25 protein-coding genes are annotated in these 24,274 nt (G+C 60.0%); 9 read left to right on the forward strand and 16 right to left on the reverse strand.

Annotation, left to right across the window (positions count from 1 at the left end):
- Positions 1-32: 32 nt before the first annotated feature.
- Positions 33-746 carry a DUF116 domain-containing protein gene (locus tag JN12_RS04485; protein ID WP_145019242.1) on the forward strand — a complete coding sequence of 238 codons (714 nt, stop codon included), beginning with the start codon at positions 33-35 and terminating at the stop codon, positions 744-746.
- Positions 747-751: 5 nt separating this feature from the next.
- On the forward strand, positions 752-1,084 hold the full coding sequence (locus tag JN12_RS04490) for a DUF3147 family protein (protein ID WP_145018823.1): 333 nt from the start codon (positions 752-754) through the stop codon (positions 1,082-1,084).
- 108 nt (positions 1,085-1,192) lie between these two features.
- On the opposite strand, the gene JN12_RS04495 is transcribed toward JN12_RS04490, so the two are convergent.
- Positions 1,193-1,624 (reverse strand): FKBP-type peptidyl-prolyl cis-trans isomerase, encoded by a 432-nt coding sequence (locus tag JN12_RS04495; protein WP_145018826.1) that lies wholly within the window; start codon positions 1,622-1,624, stop codon positions 1,193-1,195.
- A 201-nt stretch (positions 1,625-1,825) separates the two neighbouring features.
- On the opposite strand from JN12_RS04495, the gene JN12_RS04500 reads away from it, so the two are divergent.
- Positions 1,826-2,698: a cache domain-containing protein gene (locus JN12_RS04500; RefSeq protein ID WP_211360501.1), complete on the forward strand. Its 873-nt coding sequence runs from the start codon at positions 1,826-1,828 to the stop codon at positions 2,696-2,698.
- 146 nt (positions 2,699-2,844) lie between these two features.
- Complete coding sequence (locus JN12_RS04505; protein WP_145018829.1) at positions 2,845-3,759, forward strand: NlpC/P60 family protein; 915 nt, start codon at positions 2,845-2,847, stop codon at positions 3,757-3,759.
- Between the two features lies 1 nt (position 3,760).
- Here the strand turns inward: JN12_RS04505 and merA are convergent, their stop codons facing one another.
- Positions 3,761-5,167: a mercury(II) reductase gene (gene merA / locus JN12_RS04510; protein ID WP_145018832.1), complete on the reverse strand. Its 1,407-nt coding sequence runs from the start codon at positions 5,165-5,167 to the stop codon at positions 3,761-3,763.
- A gap of 128 nt (positions 5,168-5,295) precedes the next feature.
- Here merA and JN12_RS04515 point away from each other — a divergent pair, with 128 nt between their 5' ends.
- Together JN12_RS04515 and JN12_RS04520 are read left to right on the forward strand one after the other, a co-directional pair.
- A complete protein-coding gene (locus tag JN12_RS04515; protein ID WP_145018835.1) occupies positions 5,296-5,991 on the forward strand; it encodes a Crp/Fnr family transcriptional regulator in 696 nt (231 codons plus the stop codon).
- Between the two features lie 230 nt (positions 5,992-6,221).
- Positions 6,222-6,680 carry a GSU0071 family protein gene (locus JN12_RS04520; protein WP_246125747.1) on the forward strand — a complete coding sequence of 153 codons (459 nt, stop codon included), beginning with the start codon at positions 6,222-6,224 and terminating at the stop codon, positions 6,678-6,680.
- Positions 6,681-6,762: 82 nt separating this feature from the next.
- Here JN12_RS04520 and JN12_RS04525 read toward each other — a convergent pair whose 3' ends face one another.
- Positions 6,763-7,143: a hypothetical protein gene (locus tag JN12_RS04525; RefSeq protein WP_145018838.1), complete on the reverse strand. Its 381-nt coding sequence runs from the start codon at positions 7,141-7,143 to the stop codon at positions 6,763-6,765.
- Between the two features lie 143 nt (positions 7,144-7,286).
- Positions 7,287-7,730, reverse strand: a complete 444-nt coding sequence (locus JN12_RS04530) for a hypothetical protein (RefSeq protein ID WP_145018841.1) — start codon at positions 7,728-7,730, stop codon at positions 7,287-7,289.
- 176 nt (positions 7,731-7,906) lie between these two features.
- Between JN12_RS04530 and JN12_RS04535 the strand changes: the two genes are divergently transcribed.
- Positions 7,907-9,946: an ATP-dependent helicase gene (locus tag JN12_RS04535; RefSeq protein WP_145018844.1), complete on the forward strand. Its 2,040-nt coding sequence runs from the start codon at positions 7,907-7,909 to the stop codon at positions 9,944-9,946.
- A 44-nt stretch (positions 9,947-9,990) separates the two neighbouring features.
- Here JN12_RS04535 and JN12_RS20965 read toward each other — a convergent pair whose 3' ends face one another.
- The 3 genes from JN12_RS20965 to JN12_RS04555 form a co-directional block, all read right to left on the reverse strand.
- Positions 9,991-10,098, reverse strand: coding sequence for a toxin-antitoxin system HicB family antitoxin (locus JN12_RS20965; protein WP_281287714.1), 108 nt, complete (start codon positions 10,096-10,098; stop codon positions 9,991-9,993).
- A gap of 30 nt (positions 10,099-10,128) precedes the next feature.
- Positions 10,129-10,449, reverse strand: coding sequence for a helix-turn-helix domain-containing transcriptional regulator (locus tag JN12_RS04545; RefSeq protein ID WP_145018847.1), 321 nt, complete (start codon positions 10,447-10,449; stop codon positions 10,129-10,131).
- A 226-nt stretch (positions 10,450-10,675) separates the two neighbouring features.
- Positions 10,676-11,827: an ATP-binding protein gene (locus tag JN12_RS04555; protein ID WP_145018850.1), complete on the reverse strand. Its 1,152-nt coding sequence runs from the start codon at positions 11,825-11,827 to the stop codon at positions 10,676-10,678.
- Positions 11,828-12,048: 221 nt separating this feature from the next.
- Here JN12_RS04555 and JN12_RS04560 point away from each other — a divergent pair, with 221 nt between their 5' ends.
- Complete coding sequence (locus JN12_RS04560; RefSeq protein WP_145018853.1) at positions 12,049-12,315, forward strand: type II toxin-antitoxin system RelB/DinJ family antitoxin; 267 nt, start codon at positions 12,049-12,051, stop codon at positions 12,313-12,315.
- Positions 12,302-12,583, forward strand: a complete 282-nt coding sequence (locus JN12_RS04565) for a type II toxin-antitoxin system YafQ family toxin (RefSeq protein ID WP_145018856.1) — start codon at positions 12,302-12,304, stop codon at positions 12,581-12,583. The genes JN12_RS04560 and JN12_RS04565 overlap by 14 nt, the downstream gene beginning before the upstream one ends.
- 327 nt (positions 12,584-12,910) lie before the next feature.
- Here JN12_RS04565 and plsY read toward each other — a convergent pair whose 3' ends face one another.
- The 9 genes from plsY to JN12_RS04610 all read right to left on the reverse strand — a co-directional run bounded on the left by plsY (position 12,911) and on the right by JN12_RS04610 (position 24,271).
- On the reverse strand, positions 12,911-13,495 hold the full coding sequence (gene plsY / locus JN12_RS04570) for a glycerol-3-phosphate 1-O-acyltransferase PlsY (protein ID WP_145018859.1): 585 nt from the start codon (positions 13,493-13,495) through the stop codon (positions 12,911-12,913).
- Between the two features lie 64 nt (positions 13,496-13,559).
- Positions 13,560-14,564, reverse strand: coding sequence for a hypothetical protein (locus JN12_RS04575; RefSeq protein ID WP_145018861.1), 1,005 nt, complete (start codon positions 14,562-14,564; stop codon positions 13,560-13,562).
- Complete coding sequence (locus tag JN12_RS04580; RefSeq protein WP_145018864.1) at positions 14,561-15,880, reverse strand: DNA recombination protein RmuC; 1,320 nt, start codon at positions 15,878-15,880, stop codon at positions 14,561-14,563. The genes JN12_RS04575 and JN12_RS04580 overlap by 4 nt, the downstream gene beginning before the upstream one ends.
- 140 nt (positions 15,881-16,020) lie before the next feature.
- The gene (locus JN12_RS04585; RefSeq protein ID WP_145018867.1) at positions 16,021-18,411 is read right to left on the reverse strand and encodes a heavy metal translocating P-type ATPase; all 2,391 of its coding nucleotides are present in this window, start codon (positions 18,409-18,411) and stop codon (positions 16,021-16,023) included.
- Positions 18,412-18,481: 70 nt separating this feature from the next.
- The gene (locus tag JN12_RS04590) at positions 18,482-18,823 is read right to left on the reverse strand and encodes a type II toxin-antitoxin system PemK/MazF family toxin (RefSeq protein WP_145018870.1); all 342 of its coding nucleotides are present in this window, start codon (positions 18,821-18,823) and stop codon (positions 18,482-18,484) included.
- Positions 18,820-19,071 (reverse strand): hypothetical protein, encoded by a 252-nt coding sequence (locus JN12_RS04595; RefSeq protein WP_145018873.1) that lies wholly within the window; start codon positions 19,069-19,071, stop codon positions 18,820-18,822. Before JN12_RS04595 ends, JN12_RS04590 begins: the two co-directional genes overlap by 4 nt.
- 71 nt (positions 19,072-19,142) lie before the next feature.
- The gene (locus JN12_RS04600; protein WP_145018876.1) at positions 19,143-19,427 is read right to left on the reverse strand and encodes a hypothetical protein; all 285 of its coding nucleotides are present in this window, start codon (positions 19,425-19,427) and stop codon (positions 19,143-19,145) included.
- Positions 19,427-23,203: a class I SAM-dependent DNA methyltransferase gene (locus tag JN12_RS04605; RefSeq protein ID WP_145018879.1), complete on the reverse strand. Its 3,777-nt coding sequence runs from the start codon at positions 23,201-23,203 to the stop codon at positions 19,427-19,429. Before JN12_RS04605 ends, JN12_RS04600 begins: the two co-directional genes overlap by 1 nt.
- 3 nt (positions 23,204-23,206) lie before the next feature.
- On the reverse strand, positions 23,207-24,271 hold the full coding sequence (locus JN12_RS04610) for an AI-2E family transporter (RefSeq protein WP_145018882.1): 1,065 nt from the start codon (positions 24,269-24,271) through the stop codon (positions 23,207-23,209).
- Positions 24,272-24,274 lie beyond the last annotated feature (3 nt).

Below are 24,274 nucleotides of genomic sequence, written 5' to 3' on the forward strand. Positions count from 1 at the left end.
GACCGCCCCGCAAGCGCCTGTTCGTGGCGCTGATGGGGGTGACCTGCTTTCTTATCATCGGGGTGATCTACCTTCTCTGGTGGATTCCCACCAAGGGGCTGGCCAATATCCATCCCGACCTGCCGCGGACCGTCGGCCTGATCTTCGCCGCCCTCTCCGGCATCGCATTGCTCGGGACCATTCTCCTGATCCTGACCACGGCCCTGGGCAAGGACATTCTCTTCACCCGCTTCATGCGGCTGGTGGTGATCAAGTTCCTCCTGCCGGCCATCGAGTTCCTGGGGAGATGCCTGGGCATTCCCAAGGACACCATCCGCCAGTCGTTCGTGGCCATGAACAACAGTCTGGTCACCTCCCAGCGGCTTCTGGTGCCGGCCGACCGGATACTGATCCTCCTGCCCCATTGCCTGCAGCTCTTCGACTGCGACATCAAGGTGACCGGCGGCATCGAGAAGTGCGTCCGCTGCGGCCGGTGCGACATCAAGGGGCTGGCGGAACTGGCGGAGAAGTACCGGATCGACATCTCGGTCGCCACCGGCGGCACCCTGGCGCGCAAGGTGATCGTGGAGAAGCGGCCCAAGCTGGTGGTGGCTGTTGCCTGCGAGCGGGACCTCACCTCCGGAATCAAGGACTGCTATCCGCTGCCGGTGATCGGCGTCCTGAACGACCGTCCCTTTGGCCCCTGCTTCAACACCGCCGTGGATGTGGAGAAGATCGACCAGGCGCTGCGCGCGGTCCTGGTCTAGCCCCCATGCCGTTCCTGGCCAAGCTCCTGCTCACCAACCTGGTCATCGTTACCTGTGTTCAGGTGGGCCGGCGCTTCCCGCCTCTGGCCGGGCTCATCGCCACCATGCCGATCACCACCCTTGCCGTACTCCTCTGGCTCCATTCCGACAATCCCGGCAACACCCGGCTCCTGGCCGATTACGCCAAGGGTTCGCTCTGGGGGATCATCCCGACCTTTCTCTTCTTTGCCGCGGCCTGGTTCTGTCTCCGCCGCGGCCTGACCCTGCCGCTGACCCTGGCCGCCGGGTTTACGGTTTGGCTGGCCGGGGCCGTCGTCCACCAGTGGCTGGTGCGGTAGGAATAACGTTTCCGTCAGCAATCCATATGAAAAAAACGCCGTGAAACCCTGTGTTGCATGGTTTCACGGCGTTGAATGGTTCCGGTGCGATAACGTGCCGGCTGGTTGCTATTTCACATCCAGCAGCTCAACCTCGAAGGTGAGGGTCGCATTCGGCGGGACATCCTGGCCTGCACCACGGGCGCCATAGGCCAGTTCCGGCGGGCATACCAGCTTGGCCTTGCCGCCGACCTTCATCTTCTGGACTCCTTCGGTCCAGCAGGGGATTACCCCGGAAAGCGGAAACTTGATGGACTGCTTGCGCTTGTAGGAACTGTCGAACTCCTTGCCGTTCGTCAGGGTGCCACGATAGTTGACTTCGACAACACTGGCGGCGGTCGGCGTTTTGCCGCTGCCGTCCTTGATGGACCGGTAGACCATGCCGGATGCGGTCTTAACGGCTCCTTTTTCCTTGGCGGCCTTGTCGATGGCGTCGTTGGCCACGGCAAAGGCCGGCACCGCAAGGGTCGTGGCAATGGCTGCAATGATCAGTCGCTTCATCTTCTGTTCCTCACTTTGACGGGATTTGGATGCAACGGACGGCATGGTACCATCGGAAATTTGCTGCCGTCAATGGCGATTCCCTGGTGTGTGCCCTGAACCTTCACTGTGACAAGACTGAGAAATTGAAAGAAACTCTCTTGACGGATTCACGTAACATCCTTATAAGGTGAGTAAAATTTAAATAAAAGGAGATCAAATATGTTGCGAGCAATTATTCTGTACTCCACCCTGATTTTCCTGCTCATGGCTCCAGCTCTGCATGCTGCGGAAAAAGCGGTTGCGCCGGCAAAGGAGACCGTGGAAAGCAGCGATGCCAAACGCGCCCAGGCACTCCTCGCCCGAGCTGTCGATTACTATAAGGGAAACAAGGATCGGGCTCTTGCGGCCTTTTCGCGCGCGGGTGAATTCATCAACGGCGATCTTTACGTGTATGTGGTCGGAACGAATGGGCAGATGCTCGCCAGTGGCGGGTCATCGTCCGCGCTGATCGGCCGCGACATTTCAGACTTGCGCGACGCCACGGGAAAGGCATTTATCCGGGAGATGATCGATACCGCCAAGACCACGGGTGCCGGTACGGTGGAATACCGGTGGCTCAATCGCTCAGACCGGAAGATTGAGCGCAAAGTTGTCAACTATCAAAAGGTTGATGACCGTATTATTGCTGTCGGGTTCTACATCCCACGGGCAAGCCAGGAGCAGGCCAAAACGTTACTGGACCAGGCCTCCAATGCCATTACGATCGACCAGACCTCTGCCTATACCGCATTCAATGACCTGAACGGCAAGTTCATTCAGGATGATCTCTACGTATTCGTGATCGATCTGAAGGACTCGAAATTCCGCGCTCACGGGGCAACACCCCGTCTCGTTGGTACTGATGCCCTGGATCTGAAAGATCCCACCGGCATGACCCTGCTCAAGAAAATGATCGCCAACGCCAAGCCAAGTGGTTACGGAAAGCTGGAATATCACTGGCGCAACCCGGTAACGGAAAAAGTGGAGAAGAAGACCACCTTCCTGCGCAAGGTGAATAATGTCATTGTCGGAGTCGGTTATTACACACGATAACTCTCCAGCAGGAGTTGAATGTCCACTATGGCCTGGATTCGTCTCTGCTGCCTGAAGTGAATGGAAAAGCGGCGTACCGTGATTGCCCGGTACGCCGCTTTTTTGTCTAAGCCTCCCGCAATCCCAATGACGCGTGGTAACCCACTATGAAATACGTCCTGCTGCTCCTTTTGAGCCTGTTACTCTTCGCCCGCCCGTCATCCGGCGGGGAGCTCTCCCGCTTTGCCGTGGCGGTCGGGCCGGTGCCGGTCCTCAATACCCCTGACCCACGTGCCGTCTTCGGCGGCCATGACGGCAGAACTCTGGCCGTAGACCGCTGCGGCCAGCTTCGGACACTGGAGTTCGTGGCGCTGCCCGGCACACTCTTCACCATCCTGGAGGAGTTGGCCGTGCCCACGGGGGCGGTCTACCGGGTGACCAGTGCCGATTACTCCTACCCGAGCCGGAGCGGCTACTACATTGACAGCCGCCTGGTTCATCTTAAGGAGACGCGGTTGCCGGAACGGGTGCGGCGGTTGCCGGGCCGGGAAGAAATCGTCGCTCGCCTGGAAGGGATGGCGGGCCTTCCCTACGTCTGGGGGGGGAATATCCCGACAGGGGTCGAGGCGCTCCTCCAGCTCTATCCCCCGGCCGGGCACCTCGACCAGGCCGGACGGCGGCGCTGGCAGCTGTCCGGGGTCGACTGCTCGGGGCTTCTCTATGCGGCAACGGATGGTTTCACCCCGCGCAACACCAGTTCCCTCGTGGGTTACGGTTCCCCGGTAGTGGTGGCGGGCCGTTCGGTGCGGCAGATTGTCGACTGCCTGGCACCGCTCGACCTCATCGCTTGGCCCGGCCATGTTCTGGTAGTGCTGGACCGGGAGCGGATCATCGAGAGCCGACTCGACTGCGCTCATCCCGAACGGGGGGTGGTCATCTCGCCGCTCGGGGAGCGGCTCAAAGTAATCATGGCAACCAGACGACCGGTGGACCGGCTTAGCGCCGATCCGGGCACGGCAGCTCGCGAGTTCGTGGTACGGCGCTGGTTCAGAGTTCCTTTCCCCACGCACCTCATACCTTAATTTATTCCGCACAGCAGGAAAGCTTGCTGATATCCCGGCTGAATCCCTGGGCGCAGAGCCTTAACCCCTCGCCGATGGAGGGGTAGACGTGCAGGGTGTTGGCCAGGTCCTCAACGGTTGCCCTGAGGCGGATGGCCAGGGCTGCCTCGTTGATTAGTTCGGCGCCCCGGTGACAGGCGAGGTGGACGCCGATGATCCGTCTGCTGGCCCGGTCGGCCACCATGGTGATGATGCCGGCGGTGTGGCCGGTGACGTGGGCCTTGGGGATGGCGCTGACCGACAGGCTGTTGGTCACCGGGTCGATACCGGCCTGGCGGGCAGATTCCTCCGTATGGCCGACGAGGCCGATTTCCGGGTCGGTGAAGATTGCCATGGGGACCGTCAGGTAATCCATGGTGCAGCCGCAGTCCGGATTGAACATGTCGTCCACGGCAACGATCCCCTCCCTGGCCCCGGCCGACGCGATCATCATGCCGCCGATGGCGTCTCCCGCTGCCCAGATGCCGGGAACGCTGGTCCGCATGGTGCTGTCCACCGTGACGAAGCCGTGTCGGTCCACAGCAATGCCGATCTCTTCCAGGCCGATCCTGGCCGTGGCCGGTGCGGTTCCCACGGCAACCAGCAGGCGCTCGCCGGTGAATTCGTGCCGCCGGCCGTGCAGGTCGGCCGAGACCACGGTCTGGCCGCCCACGGAGGAGACCGAGCAGAACGCCGCATCCGTCACGATGTGCACCCCTTCGGCCACCAGGACCTCCTGCAGGGCCAGGGCTACTGCGGGAGAAATGGCCGGGAGAAGGCGGGGGCCATGCTCCAGGATCGTGACCCGAACCCCGAGGCGGTGGAACATCTGCCCGAGTTCCACGGCAATGACCCCTCCGCCGATGATCACCAGGGATTCGGGCAACTCTTTGAGCAGCAGCGCACTGCGACTGGTCAGGAAGGCACTGCCGGCAAGGCCCGGGATCTCGGGGATGCGCGGGTTCCCCCCCACCGCGATCAGGATGTGGTCGCTACTGAACTGCCGCTCTTCCACGACAACGGTCCGCTGGTCGACAAACCGGGCGGTCCCCTTGACCAGTTCCAGGTTGGGAATCTGCTGCAGCACCTCCAGGTAGCGGGCTGTGCGCAGGTGTCCGACCACCACGTCCTTGTGGGCTGACAGGACCTGAAAGTCGATAGTACCGGATCTTTTCGCGAGGCCGATCCTTGCCCCAAGGCCGGCTTCGTGGTTAAATAGTGCGGCATGGATCAGGGTCTTGCTCGGGATGCACCCCCAGTTGATGCAGGTGCCGCCGAGCACGCTCTTTTCGATCATCACGATGCTGGCGCCGTGGGAGCTGGCGCGGAGAGCGGCGGCAAAGGCGGTCGAGCCTGAGCCTATGATGATGACGTCCGGGGATGTGTTCATGCGAACCGCCTCCTTACCTGAAATCAAGTGTACCCGAAACCTGCTGCCCGGCAATGTCCGCAGCCGGTTGAGGCAAACCCTGCCGGCCCGCGGGCCGCTCTGCAGGCGAAGTACCCCGGTGAGCCCCCATGGAAATTCAGGAAATTCTCAAACAATCGCTGCTCTTTGCCGGCCTGGATGCCGAAAACCTGGCCGAGGTGGCTGCCATCGCCATTCGCCGCACCTTTGTCAAGGGGGAAACCCTTTTCGGCGAAGGAGAGCCGGCCACCGGTTTCTACCTGCTGGCCAAAGGGGGAATGAAGCTCTGCAAGGTCTCACCTGACGGTCGTGAAAAGGTGCTCCACTTCGTTCACCCCGGCGAGACCTTTGCCGAGGCTGCTTTTTTCGGCGACGGCCGGTATCCGGCCGAGGCGAGGGCCATCGATGGCGGCGAAGCACTCTGTTTTCCGAAAGATGCCTTCATGGGGCTTCTGGAGCGTAACCCCCGGTTCTCCATGAACCTGATCGTTTCGTTGTCGCTTCTGCTGCGGCGTTTTGCCAGGCAGATCGAAGAACTCTCTTTTGCCGAAGTCCCCAACCGGCTCGCCGCCTATCTGGTGGAACTGGCGGCCCGCAAGGCGACCACCTTTCAGGGCAAGACCTACCTGGACCTGGATATCAAAAAAGGTGAACTGGCGTCCCGGTTGGGGACGGTCAGCGAGACCCTTTCCCGCACGTTCCGCAAGCTGAAGGAAGACGGCCTGCTGGAGGTGGACGGAAGTCGGGTCACGATCTTCGATATGTCCCGCCTCACTGAATTGGCCGGCCGCACCGGACCGGCCTGATCCGTGAGTTCTGAAGCCCTCTGCCGTTTTGCCGGGCTTCCCCGGCCCATGGATTCAGTCGCTGTTTTATTTTGGTAATAATTTTCAAACGGAGAGAATTCCGCTTGATTCCGGGCAAAACTTCCCGATAATTGAACATACGCAGTTCCCGTGGGTGAGCGAAGCAGGGCGTGGCGGAGCCGCTACGAATTCGGCGGTACGTTCAGATGGTACGGGGAGCTTGCGCAGGGATGGTTGTCGAGAGGTGGATCATGAATGCCCTGGAGATTGACGAAGCCATTGATCTGTACGTGAATGACCGGATGGAGAATGGGAGGGAGCATGCTCGCGAGCGCTTTCTCGCTTTTACCTACCTCAGGCACAGCAGCAGCGAGGTGCGGGAGTTCCTGAAGAAGGTGGCCGGGTTGTCGCGCTATTACATCAACTTCCTGCGGGTGATGGAAAACCCGTTTAAAGGGCCTGAATTCGCCTGGTTTGCCTCCATGGTAACTGTGGCGATCTATGCCTGCATTCTGCTGACAGACGATGAAAACCGCCTGCTGGGGATCGGTCTCCTGTCGGGAACCATCGTCTATGCAGTCTCGCTGATCGTTGCCGTGGCCCGTAACTGGTGCAACGTGGGGGTCATGATCGCCATCTACCGGGAAATCGTCCAACTGGCCGAGAACGAGATGGAGAGTGCCGTCTGAACCGGGGTTTGGACCGGGGTTGGAGTAGAGGTAACAAAGGCGGCCCAAGTGGGACCGCCTTTTTCGTGTGGTGGGTTGAAGGTCAGTGTGATGTACCGGGCTCGGTCTTGCCGAAATTGAAGGCCGCCTTTGCCTGCTCGATCGACTCCATCTCCTTCAACCGTTCACCCAGCCAGAGGTGGATGTTGCGGGCCGATTCGTAGTTGAGGATGACGCCGCTGTCCACGACGCGGACCACGCTGTTCTTAAGATCATCCGGCTCCTCGCCCACCACGTTGCCGATAGTGCCGTTGGCGTTGATCTCATGGGTGATGCTGTTGGGCAGGGGGGTCCGTTCCAGGTAAAAATTGACCACCAGTTCGCCGCGCGGCGAGACGCCGCCGTGGGCTCCGTTCACATAGACCGGGTTGTAGCCGTAGTTGAAGATGTACTTGAATTTCACTTCCGGATTCTTTCCTGACACGTATCTCCTCCTGATTGCCGATGGTCGTTCGTCGCCGGCATCCTATCATACGGGAGAGGCAGCCGCAACCTCCCGCGTATGGCGCCGGAAAACGAAAAGCCGCCATCCGGCGGCTTTTCCGAAGCAATAAATTGAAGACCGGTCTATTTGACCTGCAGACCTTCCTTCATATCTTTCAGGTCTTTCTTGGTATCTTCCTTGATTTCCTTGATCTGCTGCTTTTTCTTTTCCTTCTTCAGCTTGGCCTTTTCCTTGGCCTCACCGACCTCTTTCTTCTTCTCTTCTACCTTCTGCACGGTCTCCTGCTTCTTCTTTTCCAGTTCCGCCGCCTTTTCCTGCCGCTTCTTCTTCATCTCGGCAGCCTTTTCGTCCTGCTTGGCCTTTTTGTCCTTCAGTTCCTGCTCCTTCTTACCCATCTTTTCTTTGGCTTCGGCCTCTTTCTTCCCCATCTTTTCCTTCAAGGCCTCTTCCTTTTTGAGAAGCGCGCCGGTCGGGGAGTACTCCTTCTCTGCTTCGGCCGCCAGGACCGAACCGGCGAGGGTGAGGGCGGCGACAATGGCGACGAGCGTTGCTGCAACTTTCTTCATGATGACCTCCTTGGATGTGATAACGACCCGTGGAAAGATACCACAATTATGTCCGATGGCAAGCGGAAGCGCTTTGCCGGCGGTTATGCCGCCTCTCCCTTGATTTCCGGCAGCGCCTCTGTTACAAATACCCTCCCGTTTTCCGATCCTCCATCACAACCGGTGTTCCCGACATTATGGCCAAACCGTATCTCGCCAACCTGAATCCCGAACAGTTCGAAGCCGTTCGCCAGACCGAAGGGCCGCTGCTGGTCCTGGCCGGCGCCGGTTCGGGCAAGACCCGGGTCATTACCTGTCGGATCGGCTATCTCCTGAAGGAGCGCCATGTGCCGCCGGAAAGCATCCTGGCCGTCACCTTCACCAACAAGGCGGCCAAGGAGATGGCCGAACGGCTGACCGAGCTGGTGGGGAGCAAGGCGTGCGAAGGGATGATCATTGCCACCTTCCACTCCCTCTGCGTCAGGATACTGCGCCGCGAGATCCACCATCTCGGGTACCGTCCCGGCTTCACCATCTACAATACCGCCGACCAGGTGGGGCTGCTCCGTCAGGTGATGCGGGAGGCGGGACTGGACAGTTCGGTCATCAAGCCGGAGTTGATCCTCTGGAAGATCTCCGGTGCCAAGAACCAGATGCAGACCCCGGACCGCTACGAGCCCCGCTGGAGCAACGATGTGGAACTGGCCACGGCCCGCGTCTACCCCCGCTACCAGGCGGCCCTCAAGGCGTGCAATGCCGTCGATTTCGACGACATCATCCTGCTGACCGTCGGGCTGCTCCGGGACCATCCCAAGGTCCTGGCCCACTGGCAGGAGCGGTTCCGCTACCTGATGGTGGACGAGTACCAGGATACCAACGCTGCCCAGTACCTCCTGATTTCGTTCCTGGCTGCCGGGACCAGGAATCTGTGCGTGGTGGGGGATGACGACCAGTCCATCTATGGCTGGCGCGGGGCCGACGTGCGAAAGATCCTCGCTTTCGAGGAGGATTACCCCGGCTGCCGGGTGATCAAGCTGGAGCAGAACTACCGCTCCACCGGCAACATCCTGGCCGCGGCCAACAGCGTGATCCGCAGGAACGTCCAGCGCAAGGCCAAATCCCTCTGGACCGCTGCCGGCGAAGGGCGGCCCATCGACCTCGTGGTGGCCGGCGATGACGAAGCCGAGTCGACGCTGGTGGTTGAGCGTCTGCAGGCGGAGCGGGTGCGGCACGACCGCGCCTATGGCGACTTCGCCATCCTCTACCGGACCAATGCCCAGAGCAGGGCCTTTGAGGAACAGCTCCGGATGGCCGGCATCCCCTATGTGCTGGTCGGCGGGATGCAGTTCTACGACCGGAAGGAGGTAAAGGACGTTCTTTCCTATCTCCGGGTCCTTGCCAATCCGGCGGACGAACAGGCGCTGCTCCGGATCGTCAACTTTCCCCGGCGTGGAATCGGCGAGGGTACGGCCACCAAGCTGATCCAGTGGTCACTTGAGCACCGCTGTACTGTTTTGGAGGCGTTTGCCCGGGTGGACGAACTGCCGGGTATTGCCGAGCCGGTGCGGATCAAGATCCTGGCCTTCTGCACGATGCTCCGGGAAGAGGCGGCCCGCTTCAAACGGGGACGCCTGGCCCTGCATGCCAGCGAGCTGTTCCAGAGGCTCGGCATCGACGCGGAACTCCAGCGGACCGAGGACGACCGGAACGTGGCGCGGCGCAAGATGGAGAACGTGGAGCAGGTGGTCAACTCCCTGGCAACCTACGAGGAACGGACCATGGGTGCCACCCTGGCCGGCTTCCTGGAGAAGGTGGCGCTGATGGATGAGGACCGCTTCACCGGCAAGGACAAAAAGGAGCAGAGCGAGGATGCGGTGACCCTCATGTCGCTCCATGCCAGCAAGGGGCTGGAATTTCCGTACGTCTTTCTGGTCGGGTTGGAAGAGGATATCCTCCCCCACAAGCGGTCCATGGAGGACGGCGGCACCGTGGAAGAGGAGCGCCGCCTTTGCTACGTGGGGATCACGCGGGCACGCAAACACCTGACCATCACCCGCTGCGAGCGGCGCAAGAAGTACGGCAGGATGGAGGAGCGGCAGCCGAGCCGTTTTCTCGACGAGATACCGGCGGACCTCTTGAACGTGGAGGGGGGGAGTGGCACGCGGGTTGTCAGCGAGGAGGAGAGTGACAAGCTGGCCAGCAACACCTTTGCCCGGCTGAAGGCGATGATGGGGTGAAGCCGGTCCTGCGTGGTCAGACTCTACGCCCTGTTTTTGCCTTTTCAGGAAGCTTTTGAAAGAATATCCGCAGCCCACTGGTTGAGGCTCATTCCGTGAGCTTCAGCCATCATGGCGGCACGGGCATGGACTTCAGGCGGGACTCGCAGCATAAGTGTTTGAATTTCAGTTTTATATTGCTGTCAGACTGCGATGACAGTGGTTTCAATTCTGACATGGAGGGATTTTTTAATGGTGGCGAAGATAGTCGATAGATTCTCCATGGTTGGATTTCCGGAAGCGGAAAGCATGCGGTGAAGACTTTTACTTGGCTTTTGAACTTCTGCGGCTAATCGCTCGAATCCGACTGTTGCGTTTATGAGGTCTCTTAAAATCAGTTTGGCGGTTGCTGAATCGCCATCGAGCAATAAATCGACCGCTTCATGAAGCAGTGATTTGGCAAAATCGGGGTCGCACTCAACCCGTTTTTTTATGGTTTCTTTGAAGTCTCTTGTCAGGGCCATTTTGTCCTCCCTAAATCGATTTCTTTTTCTGTTTGGCTTTTCGTTCTTTGTACTCTTTCCAGATGGCTTCTGCCTTGTTGATATCCTTTTGCTGCCCTTTTTTAGTTCCGCCTCCGAGAAGAATAATCAGCTTATCACCGTCTTTACCGCGAACCTGGTAGGTACTTGTTGACCAGCCCCACGCACTCGTGCGCGTGAACCGCTCATCCCCCCGAATGGAACATTTCTATTTCAAAATCTCCGCAGGCAGGCTGGCAATCTCCGCCAGCGGCAGCATGGTGATCTTTTCATGGACAGCGTAGCGCACCGCGCCAGGATACACCACCCAGAGATGAGCCAGGGAGAGGTCCGTCAGTGCGCTCTGCATGGATTTGGTGACTTTCGGTGCTTCGTTGAACTTCAACTCCACGCCAAATCGCCTTCCGCCCGAGAAGAAAAGCAGATCTAGCTCCGCTCCACCCTGGGTAGCCCAGAAATAAACCTCTTGCGTGTTCAGAGCCGCCACCACCTGTTCCAGGCAGAACCCTTCCCATGATGCACCGAGCCGTGGATGCGCCCAGAGTTCTCCCATTCCGGGAATATTCAGCAGGCTGTGCAGCAAGCCGGTATCGCGCAGGTAAATCTTGGGTGACTTTATCTGGCGTTTTTTCAGGTTTTCATGCCAGGGCTGCAACTGCCTGACCATATAGGTGCCGGTGAGGATGTCCAGGTAATGGCGCACGGTTTTGTCCGACAGGCCCATGGAGCGACCTAAGTCGGAGGCGTTCCATGTCCGGCCGTGGAGGTGCGACAGCATGGTCCAGAACCGGCGCATGGCCGTGGCGGGAATGGTTATCCCAAGTTGCGGGATATCGCGTTCCAGGAAGGTACGGATGAATCCTTCCCGCCAAGCAAGGCTGTCTGCCTCGCTGCCGGCGAGAAACGAACGGGGAAACCCGCCGCGCAGCCAGAGACGGTCTCGCTCTTCCGGCGATATTTCCGCAAGATTGAACCCGGACAAATCAACAAACTCAATCCGTCCGGCAAGGGTTTCCGAAATCCTCTTAATGATATGGGGAGACGCGCTACCCAGTACCAGATAGCGGGCAGGCTGGTCCGGACGGTCCGCCAGCACCCGCAGAATGCCGAATAGTTCGGGGACAAGTTGAATTTCATCGATAATTACCAGTCCCGACAGAGAGCCGAGCGCGAGTTCGGGGTTTTGGAGGCGCTGCCGGTCAACGGGCGACTCCATGTCAAAATAGTGTCCTTCACGCTCTTGGCCGATCAGCCGCGCCAGCGTAGTTTTTCCGCATTGGCGCGGACCGAGCAGGGCGGTGACCGGAGAACGCAGCAGCGCTCGTGAAACGGCGTCACTGTAAAGGGGGCGTGGTATCATGGGGGGAATTTATCATTGCAAACTCGGAGTGTCAATCCGAGTTTGCAATGATTGTGGTCGAATTAAGCCACATTAACGCCATAAGGCTGACCAGCCCGCCCAGTATTTGCGGGCGGTCTGGTCGAGCCGCAAGTTGGACATTCGTCTCCCGCTTTCGTAGTGGAAATAATCTTGCCCCGTTACAGTCTTTGGGCTACAATGTAGCTCAAAGGAGAAAGATTATGGCAACTTTGAATTCTGTCGTTCGTGCGCGGATAGACGAACATATAAAGCTTGAAGCTGAAGCGGTTCTTGCTTCTATAGGCCTTACTGCTTCTGACGCTTTCCGCATGTTGATGATGCGCATAGCCAAGGAAAAGGTTCTGCCGTTTGAACCGCTTGTCCCCAATAATGAAACTATCGAAGCTATGAAAGCCGCTCGGCGCGGTGAACTAGTAACGGTTGGTTCCGCTGACAACCTTCTTGGAAAGCTGAATGCGCGAGATTAGATTCACTGGCCGTTTCAAACGCGACTACAAACGGGAAAAATCAGGACGGCACGGGAAAACAGTTGATGCCGACCTGATGGAAGTTGTGAATCTTCTCGCCGTCGATGAGCCTTTACCGCGTCGAAACTTCGATCACCCTCTTTCCGGCGATTGGGCTGATCATCGGGATTGCCACATCAGGCCAGATTTGATCTTGATTTACCGGAAGCCGGATGACAACTATCTCGACTTAGTTCGTCTTGGTTCTCATCGTGAACTTGGGCTGTAAATTCCCTCTTTTTCCTACTACTTCAATCGTCTTCGGCGGTACGCTCGGATTGCCTCTACCGACAGGAAAAGAACTCCCGCAAGTGCTGCAATACCGCCTGTGATCATTGAGTAAGTGAACATGAAAAAAATATTAGCAGTGCAACCATTCGCACCCCATCTGCAAAAACAAAAAAGCCACCCAGACCTTTGAATCGGCCCGCTGCGGCTTTACGACATTACGTTGATGCTGCTCCCTCATCCCGGGGGCACCTCATGACATAAACGAGGCACCAATCTACCCGAAGCGGGAACCCCGGTCACTTTTTCTAATCATTCCGCGATGGATTCAGGCCTTGAACCGGTTTTCCGTCCCGTCCCGCAGGCGGCCAATGTTCTCCCGGTGTTTCCAGATCACCAGGGCTGCCACCACGACGGTCATCCCCACCAGTTCGGGACGGCGGTCCAGCAGTGCCACCAGGATCGGCATGGCTGCTGCCGCAGAGATGGAGCCGAGCGAGATGTAGCGCCACTTCCAGACCAGCAGGACAAAGATCGCCAGAGCGCCGAGGACTGCCAGGGGAGAGACCCCCAGGAAGACGCCGAGGGCCGTGGCGACCCCCTTTCCCCCTTTGAAACCGAGGAAGACCGTGTAGACGTGGCCGAGAAAGGCCGCCAGGCCGGCTGCGGCGATCCAGGCATCGGTAAGCCCCAGGTAGCGTGCGGCAAGGACCGGGAGGAGTCCCTTCAGGCAGTCCCCCACCAGGGTGAGGACGCCGACGGTGCGGCCGAGGGTCCGGTAGACGTTGGTGGCGCCGATGTTGCCGCTGCCAGCGGCGCGGATGTCGACGCCGGCGGCCTTGGCCAGGAGCAGGCCGGTGGGAATGGAGCCGAGCAGGTAGGCGCCTGCTATGAGAATGATTTCTCTGGTCACGGTGGTATCCTGAACGTTAATGGAAATCCGGCGGCATGGTACACCATTTGCCGGCAGCGTGCAATCAGTCGTGTCGGCCCGGAGTGGCGGTCGAGAGTTCGAACCGGTAGTCGCCTATCAGGACTCCCAGCCGGTCCAGTCGTTCCCCGAGCTGCTGACGGAACTCTTCGTAGTAGGCGAGCAGCTCGGCGGAGCGCTCGACCTCGCCCAAGGTCCCCGCCGGCGTCACCCGGGAGCTTCGCCGGTCCAACTCGTCCAACCGGCTCTTCAGCCGCGCAGCCTGAGCTTCAAGTGCGCCGATGAGCCGTTGGTAGGCTTCGGCGACGCGTTCGTCAGCGTTCCCCCGATCACGGCCGGTTGGGCCGCCAACGCCGGCAACGGCGTCGAAGAGTGCGACCTGCTGGGCGAGCAGCTCACCGGTTCCCCGGCAGCGTTCGGCAAGCACGAAGTAGTGTTTGAGGAGCGCGGTGTCGATCCGGGGAAGGGTGAGAAGTTCGTTCTGCAGAGTGGTAAGCATGCTCCTGAGTTTTTCGGACTTGCGGGACGGCTTGCCATGAAGCTCCTCGCCGAGTCCGGCCAGTTCCTCCTGCAGGTCACGCATCCGGTTTTCCAGCAGCGTGCGCCGTTCCAGCGCCCTGGTCAGCCGCTTCTGCTCCTGGCGGAACTCCTTCTCCAGGGATGCCAGCTCTTTGCCCAACTCCCGGCTGGTGCGCGCTGCCTGCCGATAGCCGTCCGCCGCGCTGCCAAGGGGCTCCTTGCCGGCCCGCAGAAGTGCCAGGTCGGCGTCGTGACCGGCGATGCGTCCCTGGAGCCAGCCGGTGTAGTCGGCATACCATTCCTGCAGGGATTCGATGTCCTGCTCACGTTGGGCCGGTTCCAAGGGGGTAACGGCTGTCGCTGCCTTTTCCAGGGCATCGTTATCTTCTTCTGCCTGGACCAGGGCAAGCCTGAGGTCGGCCAGCAGCCTGCCGATCTGGCGCTCTTCCCGCTCCTGGCCGCGGGGCGCGACTGGCGCGGCTGCTCCGCAGCAGCAGAAGAGTATCAGCAAGAGAGAGCAGAACCGTCTCACGCCTCGTTTCCTTCGGGGCCGGTCCCGACCACCCCTGTCGCATCCCCGGCCGGCATCTCCTGCACGTTCTTCAGCTTCCGCTCGATGGCCCGGGAGCGGACCGAGGCCGCGTCGATACTGTTCCCCGCTTCCTGCAGCTTCTTTTTCGTCTTCTCCAGGATGTCGCCGAAGGTGGCGAACTCGCTCTTCACCGCACCCAGCAGGGACCAGACCTCGCTGGAGCGCTTCTCGATGGCCAGGGTGCGAAAGCCCAACTGTAGCGAGTTGAGCAGGGCCGCCAGGGTCGTCGGGCCGGTAATCACCACCCGGCACTCACGCTGCAAGGTCTCGCAGAGGCCGGTACGGCGGAGCACCTCGGCATAGAGCCCCTCGGTGGGGAGGAACATGATGCCGAAGTCGGTGGTGTGCGGCGGCGCCAGATACTTGTCCCGGATGTCCCTGGCCATGAGCTGCACGGCCTTTTCCAGCTGGCGGGAGCTCTCCTCCACCAGGACTGGGTTCCCCTGCTCCTGGGCCTCCAATAGCCGCAGATAGTCCTCCTGGGGGAACTTGGCGTCGATGGGGAGCCAGACCGGCTGCTCGCCCACGTCGCTCTTCCCCGGCAGCTTGATGGCGAACTCCACCCGCTGGCTGCTCCCCGGCCGGGTGGCCACGTTGGCGGCGTACTGCTCCGGGGTGAGGAGCTGCTCCAGGAGGCTCCCCAGTTGGATCTCGCCGAAGTTCCCTCTTGTCTTCACGTTGGTCAGGACCTTTTTCAGGTCCCCGACCCCCACTGCCAGGCTCTGCATCTCGCCGAGCCCCTTGTGGACCATCTCCAACCGGTCGCTCACCAGCTTGAACGATTCGCCGAGCCGCTTTTCCAGGGTGGCGTGCAGCTTTTCGTCCACCACGGCCCGCATCTGTTCCAGCTTGGCGCTGTTGTCCTCCTGCAGGCTCTTCAACTGGCTCTCCACGGTCTCGCGCAGCGTGTTCAGCTTCTGTTCGTTCAGCTGGGTCAGGGTCTTCAGCTGCTCGGCAAAGGTATCCAACTGGGTTTTCTGGAAGCCGGCGATGTCGGTCATCCGTTTCAGGAGCGACTCGCCGAAGGCCCGCAGGGCGTTTCCCTGCTCCTCGCGTCCCTCCCGTCCCTGTTGCCCCATCTCCTCCCGCAGACGGGCCAGTTCGTCGCGCAGGGCGCGTTCGCTCCGCTCCAGGGAACGATCCAGGAGATCGAGCCGGCCAGCGGTCTCCCCACCACCGCGCCTCAGCAGCAGTACGAGAAGGACGAGGCAGGCGACGGTCAGCAGGAGCAGGAGTAGCAAGAGCGTTTGTGTCATGGCGAGTCCTTAACCAAAAAGAAAGACCAAAGGCAATTCAACACGGATTAACGCAGATGAAAGCGGATAAGGAAAACAGCAATGAATCTTGAGAATCCGTGTAAATCCGTCCTATCCGCGTCCCTCCGCGTTGAATGTTATTACAGCCGTTTCACCACCCGCCGCAATAGCAGCGAGTTGCTGACCACCGAGACCGAGGAGAAGGCCATGGCCAGGCCGGCGAACTCCGGTTTCAGGGTGATGCCGAAGGCCGGGTAGAGGAGGCCGGCCGCGATCGGGATGCCGAGGACGTTGTAGAAGAGCGCCCAGAAGAGGTTCTGTTTCACCTTGACCAGGGTGGCCCGCCCTAACTTGACGGCCCGGACCACGTCCATCAGGTCGTCCCTGACCAGGATGATGTCGCCGGTCTCCTTGGCCACATCGGTGCCGCCGCCGATGGCGATCCCCACGTCGGCCCTCGCCAGTGCCGGCGCGTCGTTGATGCCGTCCCCCACCATGCCGACGAAGAGCCCTTTCTTCTGATACTCCTGCACTACTTGCTGTTTCCGGTCCGGCAGCACCTCGGCCTCGAAGCCGTCGATACCGGCCTGGCGGGCGATGGCCGCTGCCACGTCCCGGTGGTCGCCGGTGATCATGGTGCAGGGGATGCCGAGGAGCTTCAGGTCGGCAATGGCACGGGCCGAGGTCTCCTTGATCGGGTCGGCCAGGGCCGCGAGTCCGACCAGTGCCTTGCCGGCGGCGATCCAGATCAGGGATTTGCCCTCTCTGGCCAGCCGTTCGGCGTTTTCCGCCAGCGGCTCGATGTTCACGCCGGCCTCTTTCATGAGCCGGCTGTTGCCGGCCAGGAGCCGTACCCCATTGTAGAGGCAGGAAATCCCGAAGCCCCCTCGTTCCTCGTACTCTTCCACGGCGCCCGGCGTGACGCCCCGTTTGGCGGCACTTTCCACCACGGCCCGGGCCAGCGGGTGGAGCGATTGGGACTCGGCCGCGACCAGGCACTCCAGAAGCCGCAGCTCGTCCACCCCCTTGACCGCCAGGAGCGTGGTCAGGACCGGCTTGCCCAGGGTGATGGTGCCGGTCTTGTCAAGCAGGAGGGCGTTCAGGTAGGCGATCTGCTCCAGCGCCGACCCGCGCTTGATGAGGATGCCGCGGGTGAGGCCGATGCCGCTCCCCACCATGATGGCGGTCGGCGTGGCCAGTCCCATGGCGCAGGGGCAGGCGATGACCACCACGGCGATGGCCAGCTTGAAGGCAAAAAGAAAACCGTGGCCGGAGAACAGGTACCAGCCGCCAAAGGTGATGAGGGCAAGCCCCAGGACCGCCGGCACGAACCGGGCCGAGACCCGGTCGGCAAACCGCTGGATCGGGGCCTTGTCCGCCTGGGCTTCCTGGACCATCTTGACGATCTGGGACAGGAGGGTCGCTTCGCCCACCCTGGTCGCCCTGACCCGGATGACGCCGCTGGTGTTAATGGTAGCGCCGGTGACGCCGGTGCCGGCCTTCTTTTCCACCGGCAGCGACTCGCCGGTCACCATGGATTCGTCCACCATGGAGCGGCCGTCAATTACCTCGCCGTCCACGGGTATTGTCTCCCCGGGCCTGACCAGGACGATGTCGCCGACTTTTACCAGGGCGGCCGGCACCTCCCGTTCCTCGCCGTCCACCAGGAGGCGGGCCTTGTCGGCTTGGAGCCGCAGAAGCTTCTTCAGCGCCTCGCTCGCCTTTCCCCTGGCCCGTGCCTCCAGGTACTTGCCGAGGCGGATGAAGGCGATGAGCATGGCCGAGGTCTCGAAAAACACCTCGCCGTGGCCGCCGAGCAGACCGAAAAAGGCGGCCAGGGAGTAGAAGTAGGCGGCCGAGGTCCCCAGGGCCACCAGGACGTCCATGTTGGCGCTTCTGCTCTTCAGGGCGAACCAGGAGCCGCGGTAGAAGGTGAGGCCGGCGGTGAACTGGACGATGGTGGCGAGGAGCAGGCCCAGCCAGCCGATAGTCCGGTTGCCGTGCATGGTCATGGTGGCCATGATCGGGAGCGACAGGGCAAGGCTGAAGAGAAACCAGTTCCGCTGCGTCCGGAAGGCCCGTGCCACATCCTCCTCTGCCGCCTCGTCTGCTTGCGGCTGGTAGCCGGCGGCAGTGACCAGGGCGAAGATCTCCGCCTGGCCGATGGCGGCAGGGTCGTAGCGGACCAGGGCCGATTCCTGGGCCAGGTTGACTACAGCCGCACTGATTGCCGGGTTGGCCTGGAGCTTCGTTTCCAGGGTGGCGACGCAGGAGGCGCAGTGGAGCCCCTTGACGCCGAAGCGGAGTTCGCCGCTCCCCTGTCGGGCCTTGATGCCGTAGCCGAGGCCGGTTACCAGCGACTCGATCTCGTCCGAGGTGACGGCTCTCTCGTCGAACTCCACCAGGAGTTCCTCAATGGCGAAGTTGACCGCGGCCCGGTCGATGCCCGGCGTCTGGCCCAATTTTTTCTCGATCCGGCCGGCGCAGTTGACGCAGGACATGCCGGTGATGGTGTAGGTTGTTTTGGTCATGGGTTGTGCTTTCTCGGCTCAGATTCTTTTGCGGCCGGTGTTTTGCTTTGTAAGCCCCCATCCATTTGTGCTACTGCAGACCAAAGACCAGCTTCAGCGCCTGCCGGGCTTCGTCAAGTTCGGCAGGGGTGATCTCCCCCAGCCTGCGTACCAGTCGCTCTTCAGCGACACAACGGACTTGGAACAGGTCTATCGCCGAAGGCTTGGTAAGGTTGTTCAGATGATCCGGTTTCAGGCAGACCATCCACGGGACGGAGCGATACCGCTCCTTCAGGTCGATAAGCGGTGCAACCAGCTTCAACGGCAGCACCCCCACGGCGTCATCGCCAACAATCACGCAGGGCCGTGTCTTGCGGATCTCCGCGCCGACAGTCGGGTCGAGGTTCACCAACCAGATATCGCGCTGCTTCATGCGAAATTCTCGCCATCAAGCGCCGACATGGAGGTAAGTTCCTTGTTGGTACGGTACTCCTCGGCCATCTCCGCGGCAATCATCCGGACCCGCAGCCGACGTTGCTCGGCGAGGAAGTTTTCCATGGCGGTCTTGTACAGTTCGGAGCGGGAAACCTTCAGTTCGGTGGAAAGCGCATCCGCCTCCAGGGCGAGAGTATGGGGAACCGAGATGGTGATGCGGTCGATCTCGCGGGATTGGTTAAGCATAGTACACCTCCAAAAATGCATATAAAACATCTTGTCAATTTGCATAACAATGTGCAACTCTCTGGCTGCCCTCAGCTATCCGATTTCCTTCCCGGATAAAGACGTACCAGCGTGAATACAAAAAGGAGCGCTACCCCCAACGGAGCCAGCCAGATCAGGGGCGACTTCTCCATGCCGAACATTTGCAACACCAGCCGACCGGCGACAAATGCGGAAACGCAGCTCAAACCGAAGGCCGCCAGCAACAGCCAGGCAAAGAGCAGCTTTAGTCCGCTCCACGGCTTTTCCAGCCAGCGCACGATGAAAAAAGCACCAACGATGCCGGCGATTACCCCAATGACTACGCCTGGTTCCATCAGTTGGCGCCCTCTATCAGGGCAATCTCCTCTCCCGTCAATCCGTACAGCGCATACACCAGCCGGTCGATCTCGGCTTCGAGTCGGGGGACTTCCGGGTCGTCGGGATCGGTGAGGATTTTCTGCACCAGCTCGATAATGGGGGCTTTCTGTTCGGCAGTTGCGGGATAGATTAATGATTTACCGAAGTACGTTGCCATTAGTTGGTAACCATTTTGAATTGGAGAACAAAACTGCTGGATCAAATACCAGCCAAGTTTTGAATTCAAGTACGCCAGCAAATACTCGTCTGCATCTGGAACAATGTATGCCGCGTTATTTGTTAATACACCTGTGTTGTCTATCAAAAACAACGGCTTAACCTGAAATACCTGGTAAACAATCTTCTTTTTATTGAATTCACAAATATAGTCAGAGGCATACCGCTGCAAAGCGTACCACTCATGTCGCCCGGTCAACGCCTCGTTTCTTTGTTCGAGCTTGTCTCTGTACTGTAACAGATGGTTGAGAACCGCGGGGTATTTCTCTATATCAAAGCGCCATGGAATGTAAATTATGTGCACTCCAGACGGCTCCGCCTTCCACTTCCTGATATCCCGCCCCCGCAGCCATGGCTTGATGATCTCCGCGCTCTTCGGGTCTTCGGCAATCAGCCGTGCCTTGGTCTCCTCGTCGATGACGAACGCCTCATTCAGCCCGGTCTTGATGCCGTAGTAGAACTTTCCCTCCACATACTCGCCGAGCGGTTTGCCGGCGTTGCGCAGCTTGTCCATCAGCCCCAGGACTTCCGGCCGCTCCAGGGTCCAGCCGTCGGCTGACAGCGCGCTGACCGGCATGGTAAAGCCGACGGCTGGGAGGGTTTCGGCAAACCTCTGTAACTGAGCAGGATCGGTGAGGGTGGCGGCGAGGAACACGCCCTCCCTTGTCAGGGAGGGGGCCTTGCTTCGCCTTTTTCCCCTTCCCCCCTGACAAGGTGGGATTGAGGGGGGGGCCTTCTCCACCAGCACAATCGACGGATAGGTGGTTGCCTCGTCGAAGACCGGCAGGTCGCCGAAATCGAGGACCATGAGCGGCGTTGCCGCAGTGGTGAGCAGTTCGCGGGTGTTCCTGCCGTAGCCCGACCGCATGAACTTGTTGGGGGCGATGTAGCAGAGAAGGCCGCCGTTCCTGAGCAGGCCCAGGCCGGTCTTGTAGAAGTAGGTGTAGATGTCCGCCGTGCCGCAGTAGAAGTCGCCGAACATTTCCACAAACGCCGGCTTCTGCTCCTTGATCGCCTCCTGGCGGATGTACGGCGGATTGCCGATAACTGCGTCGAAGCCGGTGAACTCCCCGTTCCCGTCCAGCACCTCGGGAAACTCGAAGCGCCACTCGAAGGCATTGGCGTAGAGCGAGCGCTGCTTTTCCTCGAACCGTTTCTTGAGCGCCTCCACCTCTTCCGTCAGCTTCTGCCGCTCAGCCGCCTCCTTCTTGCTCAGGGTGAAGAGCGGCAACTGGTCGAGAAAGTTCTCCCGCCGCCGCAACTCAACCAGGTCTTTGTCATTAGGCAAGCCGAACTTCAGCAGGTCTTCCTTCTGACCCTCGATAACCTTGCGCAGTTGGGCCTTGTTGGCAGGGGAGAGCTTGTAGTCGAAGACGTGGCTACGGTACTTTTCGGTCAACTCTTTCAGCTTCTTCCGGTCGCCGGGGAGGATGCCGGGATTGCCGGTGATGGCGAAGCGGCTGACCAGTGAGTTGCCGCACTTGATATTGATGTCGATGTTGGGGAGGGTTTCCAGCTCAAGGGTGCCGCGACGATAATAGGCGTTCTTCAGCAGCTCTATCCAGAGCCTTAAGCGACAGATGGCAACCGACTTTGCGTTGATATCGACGCCGAAGAGGCAGTTTTCAATAATCGTCTCTTTTTCGTGGAACAGGATTTCCTGCACCCGCTGGGATTCCGGGTCTCTGTAGTTGTAGCTGAAGAGCTGGTCGTCGCCGGTGACGATCAGTTCGTCGTTTTCGATGGCAACGCTGTAGCCGCGCAGCCGTTTTCCATCCCGATCCGCCAGGATCTCCAGGTCCGCCTTGACGGCGATCATCTCGTTCAGGGCCGAGACCAGGAAGTGGCCCGAGCCGACTGCCGGATCGCAGATCTTCAGGCTGTTAACGGTTTCGTTCGCCTCCTGCAGCGTGATCTTGTCGAGGCAGTTGTAGAGCGCCGTGAAGTCGGCGCAGTCCCAGCCGTAGCGCTCGTTGAACCTTTGCACCACCGCCCGGCGGACGGTTTCGCGGCAGATGTACATGGTGATGAAGCCGGGGGTGAAGAAGGAGCCGTCGCGGTAGCCGTTGATCTTCTCGAAGATCAGGCCGAGCACCGAGGCGTTGATGATGGTCTTGTTCTGTTCCTGGATCTCGGCAGCCCCTTCGGCGGCAAAGTCGTAGGCATCGAGGAACTCGAACAGGTAGTGCAGCGTGTTCATGCCGCCGGTGCGGCGCCTGCCGGTGGGCTCCTTCAGCACCGTCGCGCTGTAGAGCGGCAGATCGTGCCGGTTCTTCAGCTCGTTGATCCGCATGGTGGCCCGCTCCAGCTCGCTCTCCTCGAAGAGGGAGCTGTTCAGGTACGGGATGGAGCCGAATTTTTTCCGTACCGACTCGGTCCGGTCGGCCGGCCGAACCGCCAGCACGTCGAAGAACAGCTCGTCCAGGTCGTCGTAATCCGCAATCCGTCTGCTGTTGAGGAAGGCGTGGGCCTGGTCTCCCCGGTGATAGCCGATCAGCTGCCCTTCCAGCAGTTTCAGGAAGAGGAGGCGGTTGAGCCAGGTGATGCAGAGTTCCAGGGCGATACTGAAGAGTTGCTCGTCTTCACTGCCGCCGTACTGTTCGGGCCGGCCGATGCCGGCGAGGCGGTTCCGGTTCTTCAGGTAGCTGACGGTGTTTTCCAGCAGCGAGCCGTCGAGGCGCGACCCTTCCGGTTTGCGCCCGATCAGCTTTTTCCCTTTCTCCTTAACTTCCTCAAGGCCGATGATATGCAGCAGCTCGTTGTAGAACTCCCGGTTCAGGGAGTTGCTGTCGTTGGTAAACGGCTGTTTGAGCAGGTGCGCAGGGGAGAGGAGTTTGAAGAGATTGATCAGCTTTCTGTCGTCGACCTTATCCGGATTGCGCGCGATTTTCTCGAAGTCCCGCAGATCGAAACAGGTACAGGGGAGTTCGGTCAGCTCCTTTTCGATGAACGGCTTGGCAATCTCCTGATAAAACCAGTCGGTGTTGGTGCTGACCAGGAGCCCGTCGTTCCAGTCCTTATAGCTCTTGACGAGTCTCTGATTGCCGAAGAAGAACCGCTCGAAATCGGCGGCATCGAAGATGTACCACTCGTAGATGTTACAGACGATGAGTCGTTTTATCTCCTGGTTGCCTTTAATGTAACGCTCCTGCATGTAGTAGTGCAGAAGCTCGTGCAGCGCCTTGGCATTGGGCCTTTCGGGCGAGATCATCTCCGCCCTGTTGGACGGCTTCTTGGTCTCGATGATGACCCCGATGCTGTCGTCCGAACTCTTGCCGTTGTGAATGACAAGGTCGGCTCGCTTGCTGGTGTTGATCTCAAAGCCGGGTTTGTACCAGGTATCCTTGAGGAAGTCGGCAACGATGTTCTTCAGGTGCTCTTCGTGCTCGTCCGAGCGGAGCCGTTCGAACATCCGGGCAAGATTGGCCTTGAACAGCTCGATCTGGTCGCGCTTGAGGCTCTGCCGAAGATAGGCCTTGTTGAGGGCCTTTGCCGGGCTAAGTAGTTGCAGTTTCATGAATTACCTGTGCCCGTCCGACTTTGCATGTTCGGTCAAAAGTTCCCGCATCTCGGCGGTGCAGATCTTCAGCACCGCGGCGATGGGGATCGCCAGGACGATACCCCAGAAGCCGAGCAGTTCTCCCATGGCCATGACGGTGAAGATGACCGCCAGCGGGTTCAGGCGCAGCGTGCTCCGCATGACCAGCGGTTTGATGAGGTTCCCTTCGATGATGACGTTGATCACGAAGTAGGCGGCAATGACCTTGGGGATGATCATGGGATCGCCGGTTTCGGCATAGCCGATGAGGGTCGGCGGGATGACCGCCACCATGACCCCGATGAGCGGGACAATGGAGGCGAAGCCGGCAAAGAGGCCGTTCAGTACCGGAAACTCGATCCCCAAGAGGGCCAGGGCGCCGGCGGTGAGAAGCCCTACCAGCAGGCAATCGACGATCATGCCGATGATGAACCGTTCCAGGGAGCGGTTGATGGTCCTGCCCAGGTCGATGAGGTGCCGCCGGTCGTCGTGATGGAACAGGCGCTTGATGAGGTCCTTGGCGTGCTGCTTGTAAAGGAGCATGAAAAAGACCAGGATCGGCGCCAGCACCAGGTTGAAGGCGCCGAATGCCACCCGTTGCAGTTGCCGATACCCCTGACCGGAGATGTCCTTCACCAGTTCGCCGGTCAGATCGTCGATCTGCTGCATCACCCAGCTCATGTCGGCACCCTGGGATAGGTTTGCCACCTGCCCCTGCCAGCTCTCCATGGCTCTCTTGAGGGTCCTTGTGTAGGTGGGGATCGATTTGGTCAGGGCGTCCAGTTGATGACCCAGGTAGGGGATGAAGAAGAACGAGGCGAGAAAGACGGCGAACAGACCGATCCCGTACAGAAGGATCAGGGCGGTGACCCGGTCGAATCCCCGTGCCTCCAGGTATTTGAGGACCGGGTTGACCAGGTAGGCGATGACCAGAGAGGTGAGAACTGCCGAAAAGGTGTGGGGGAGATAGTAGCCCATCGCGAGCAGGGCAATGAAGCAGAGGGCCAGGGCGATGGCGATCTTGCGCCGTGCAGGCTCTGCGGACATGTC

The organism is Geobacter argillaceus, assembly GCF_007830735.1.
GTDB lineage: Bacteria > Desulfobacterota > Desulfuromonadia > Geobacterales > DSM-12255 > Geomobilibacter > Geomobilibacter argillaceus.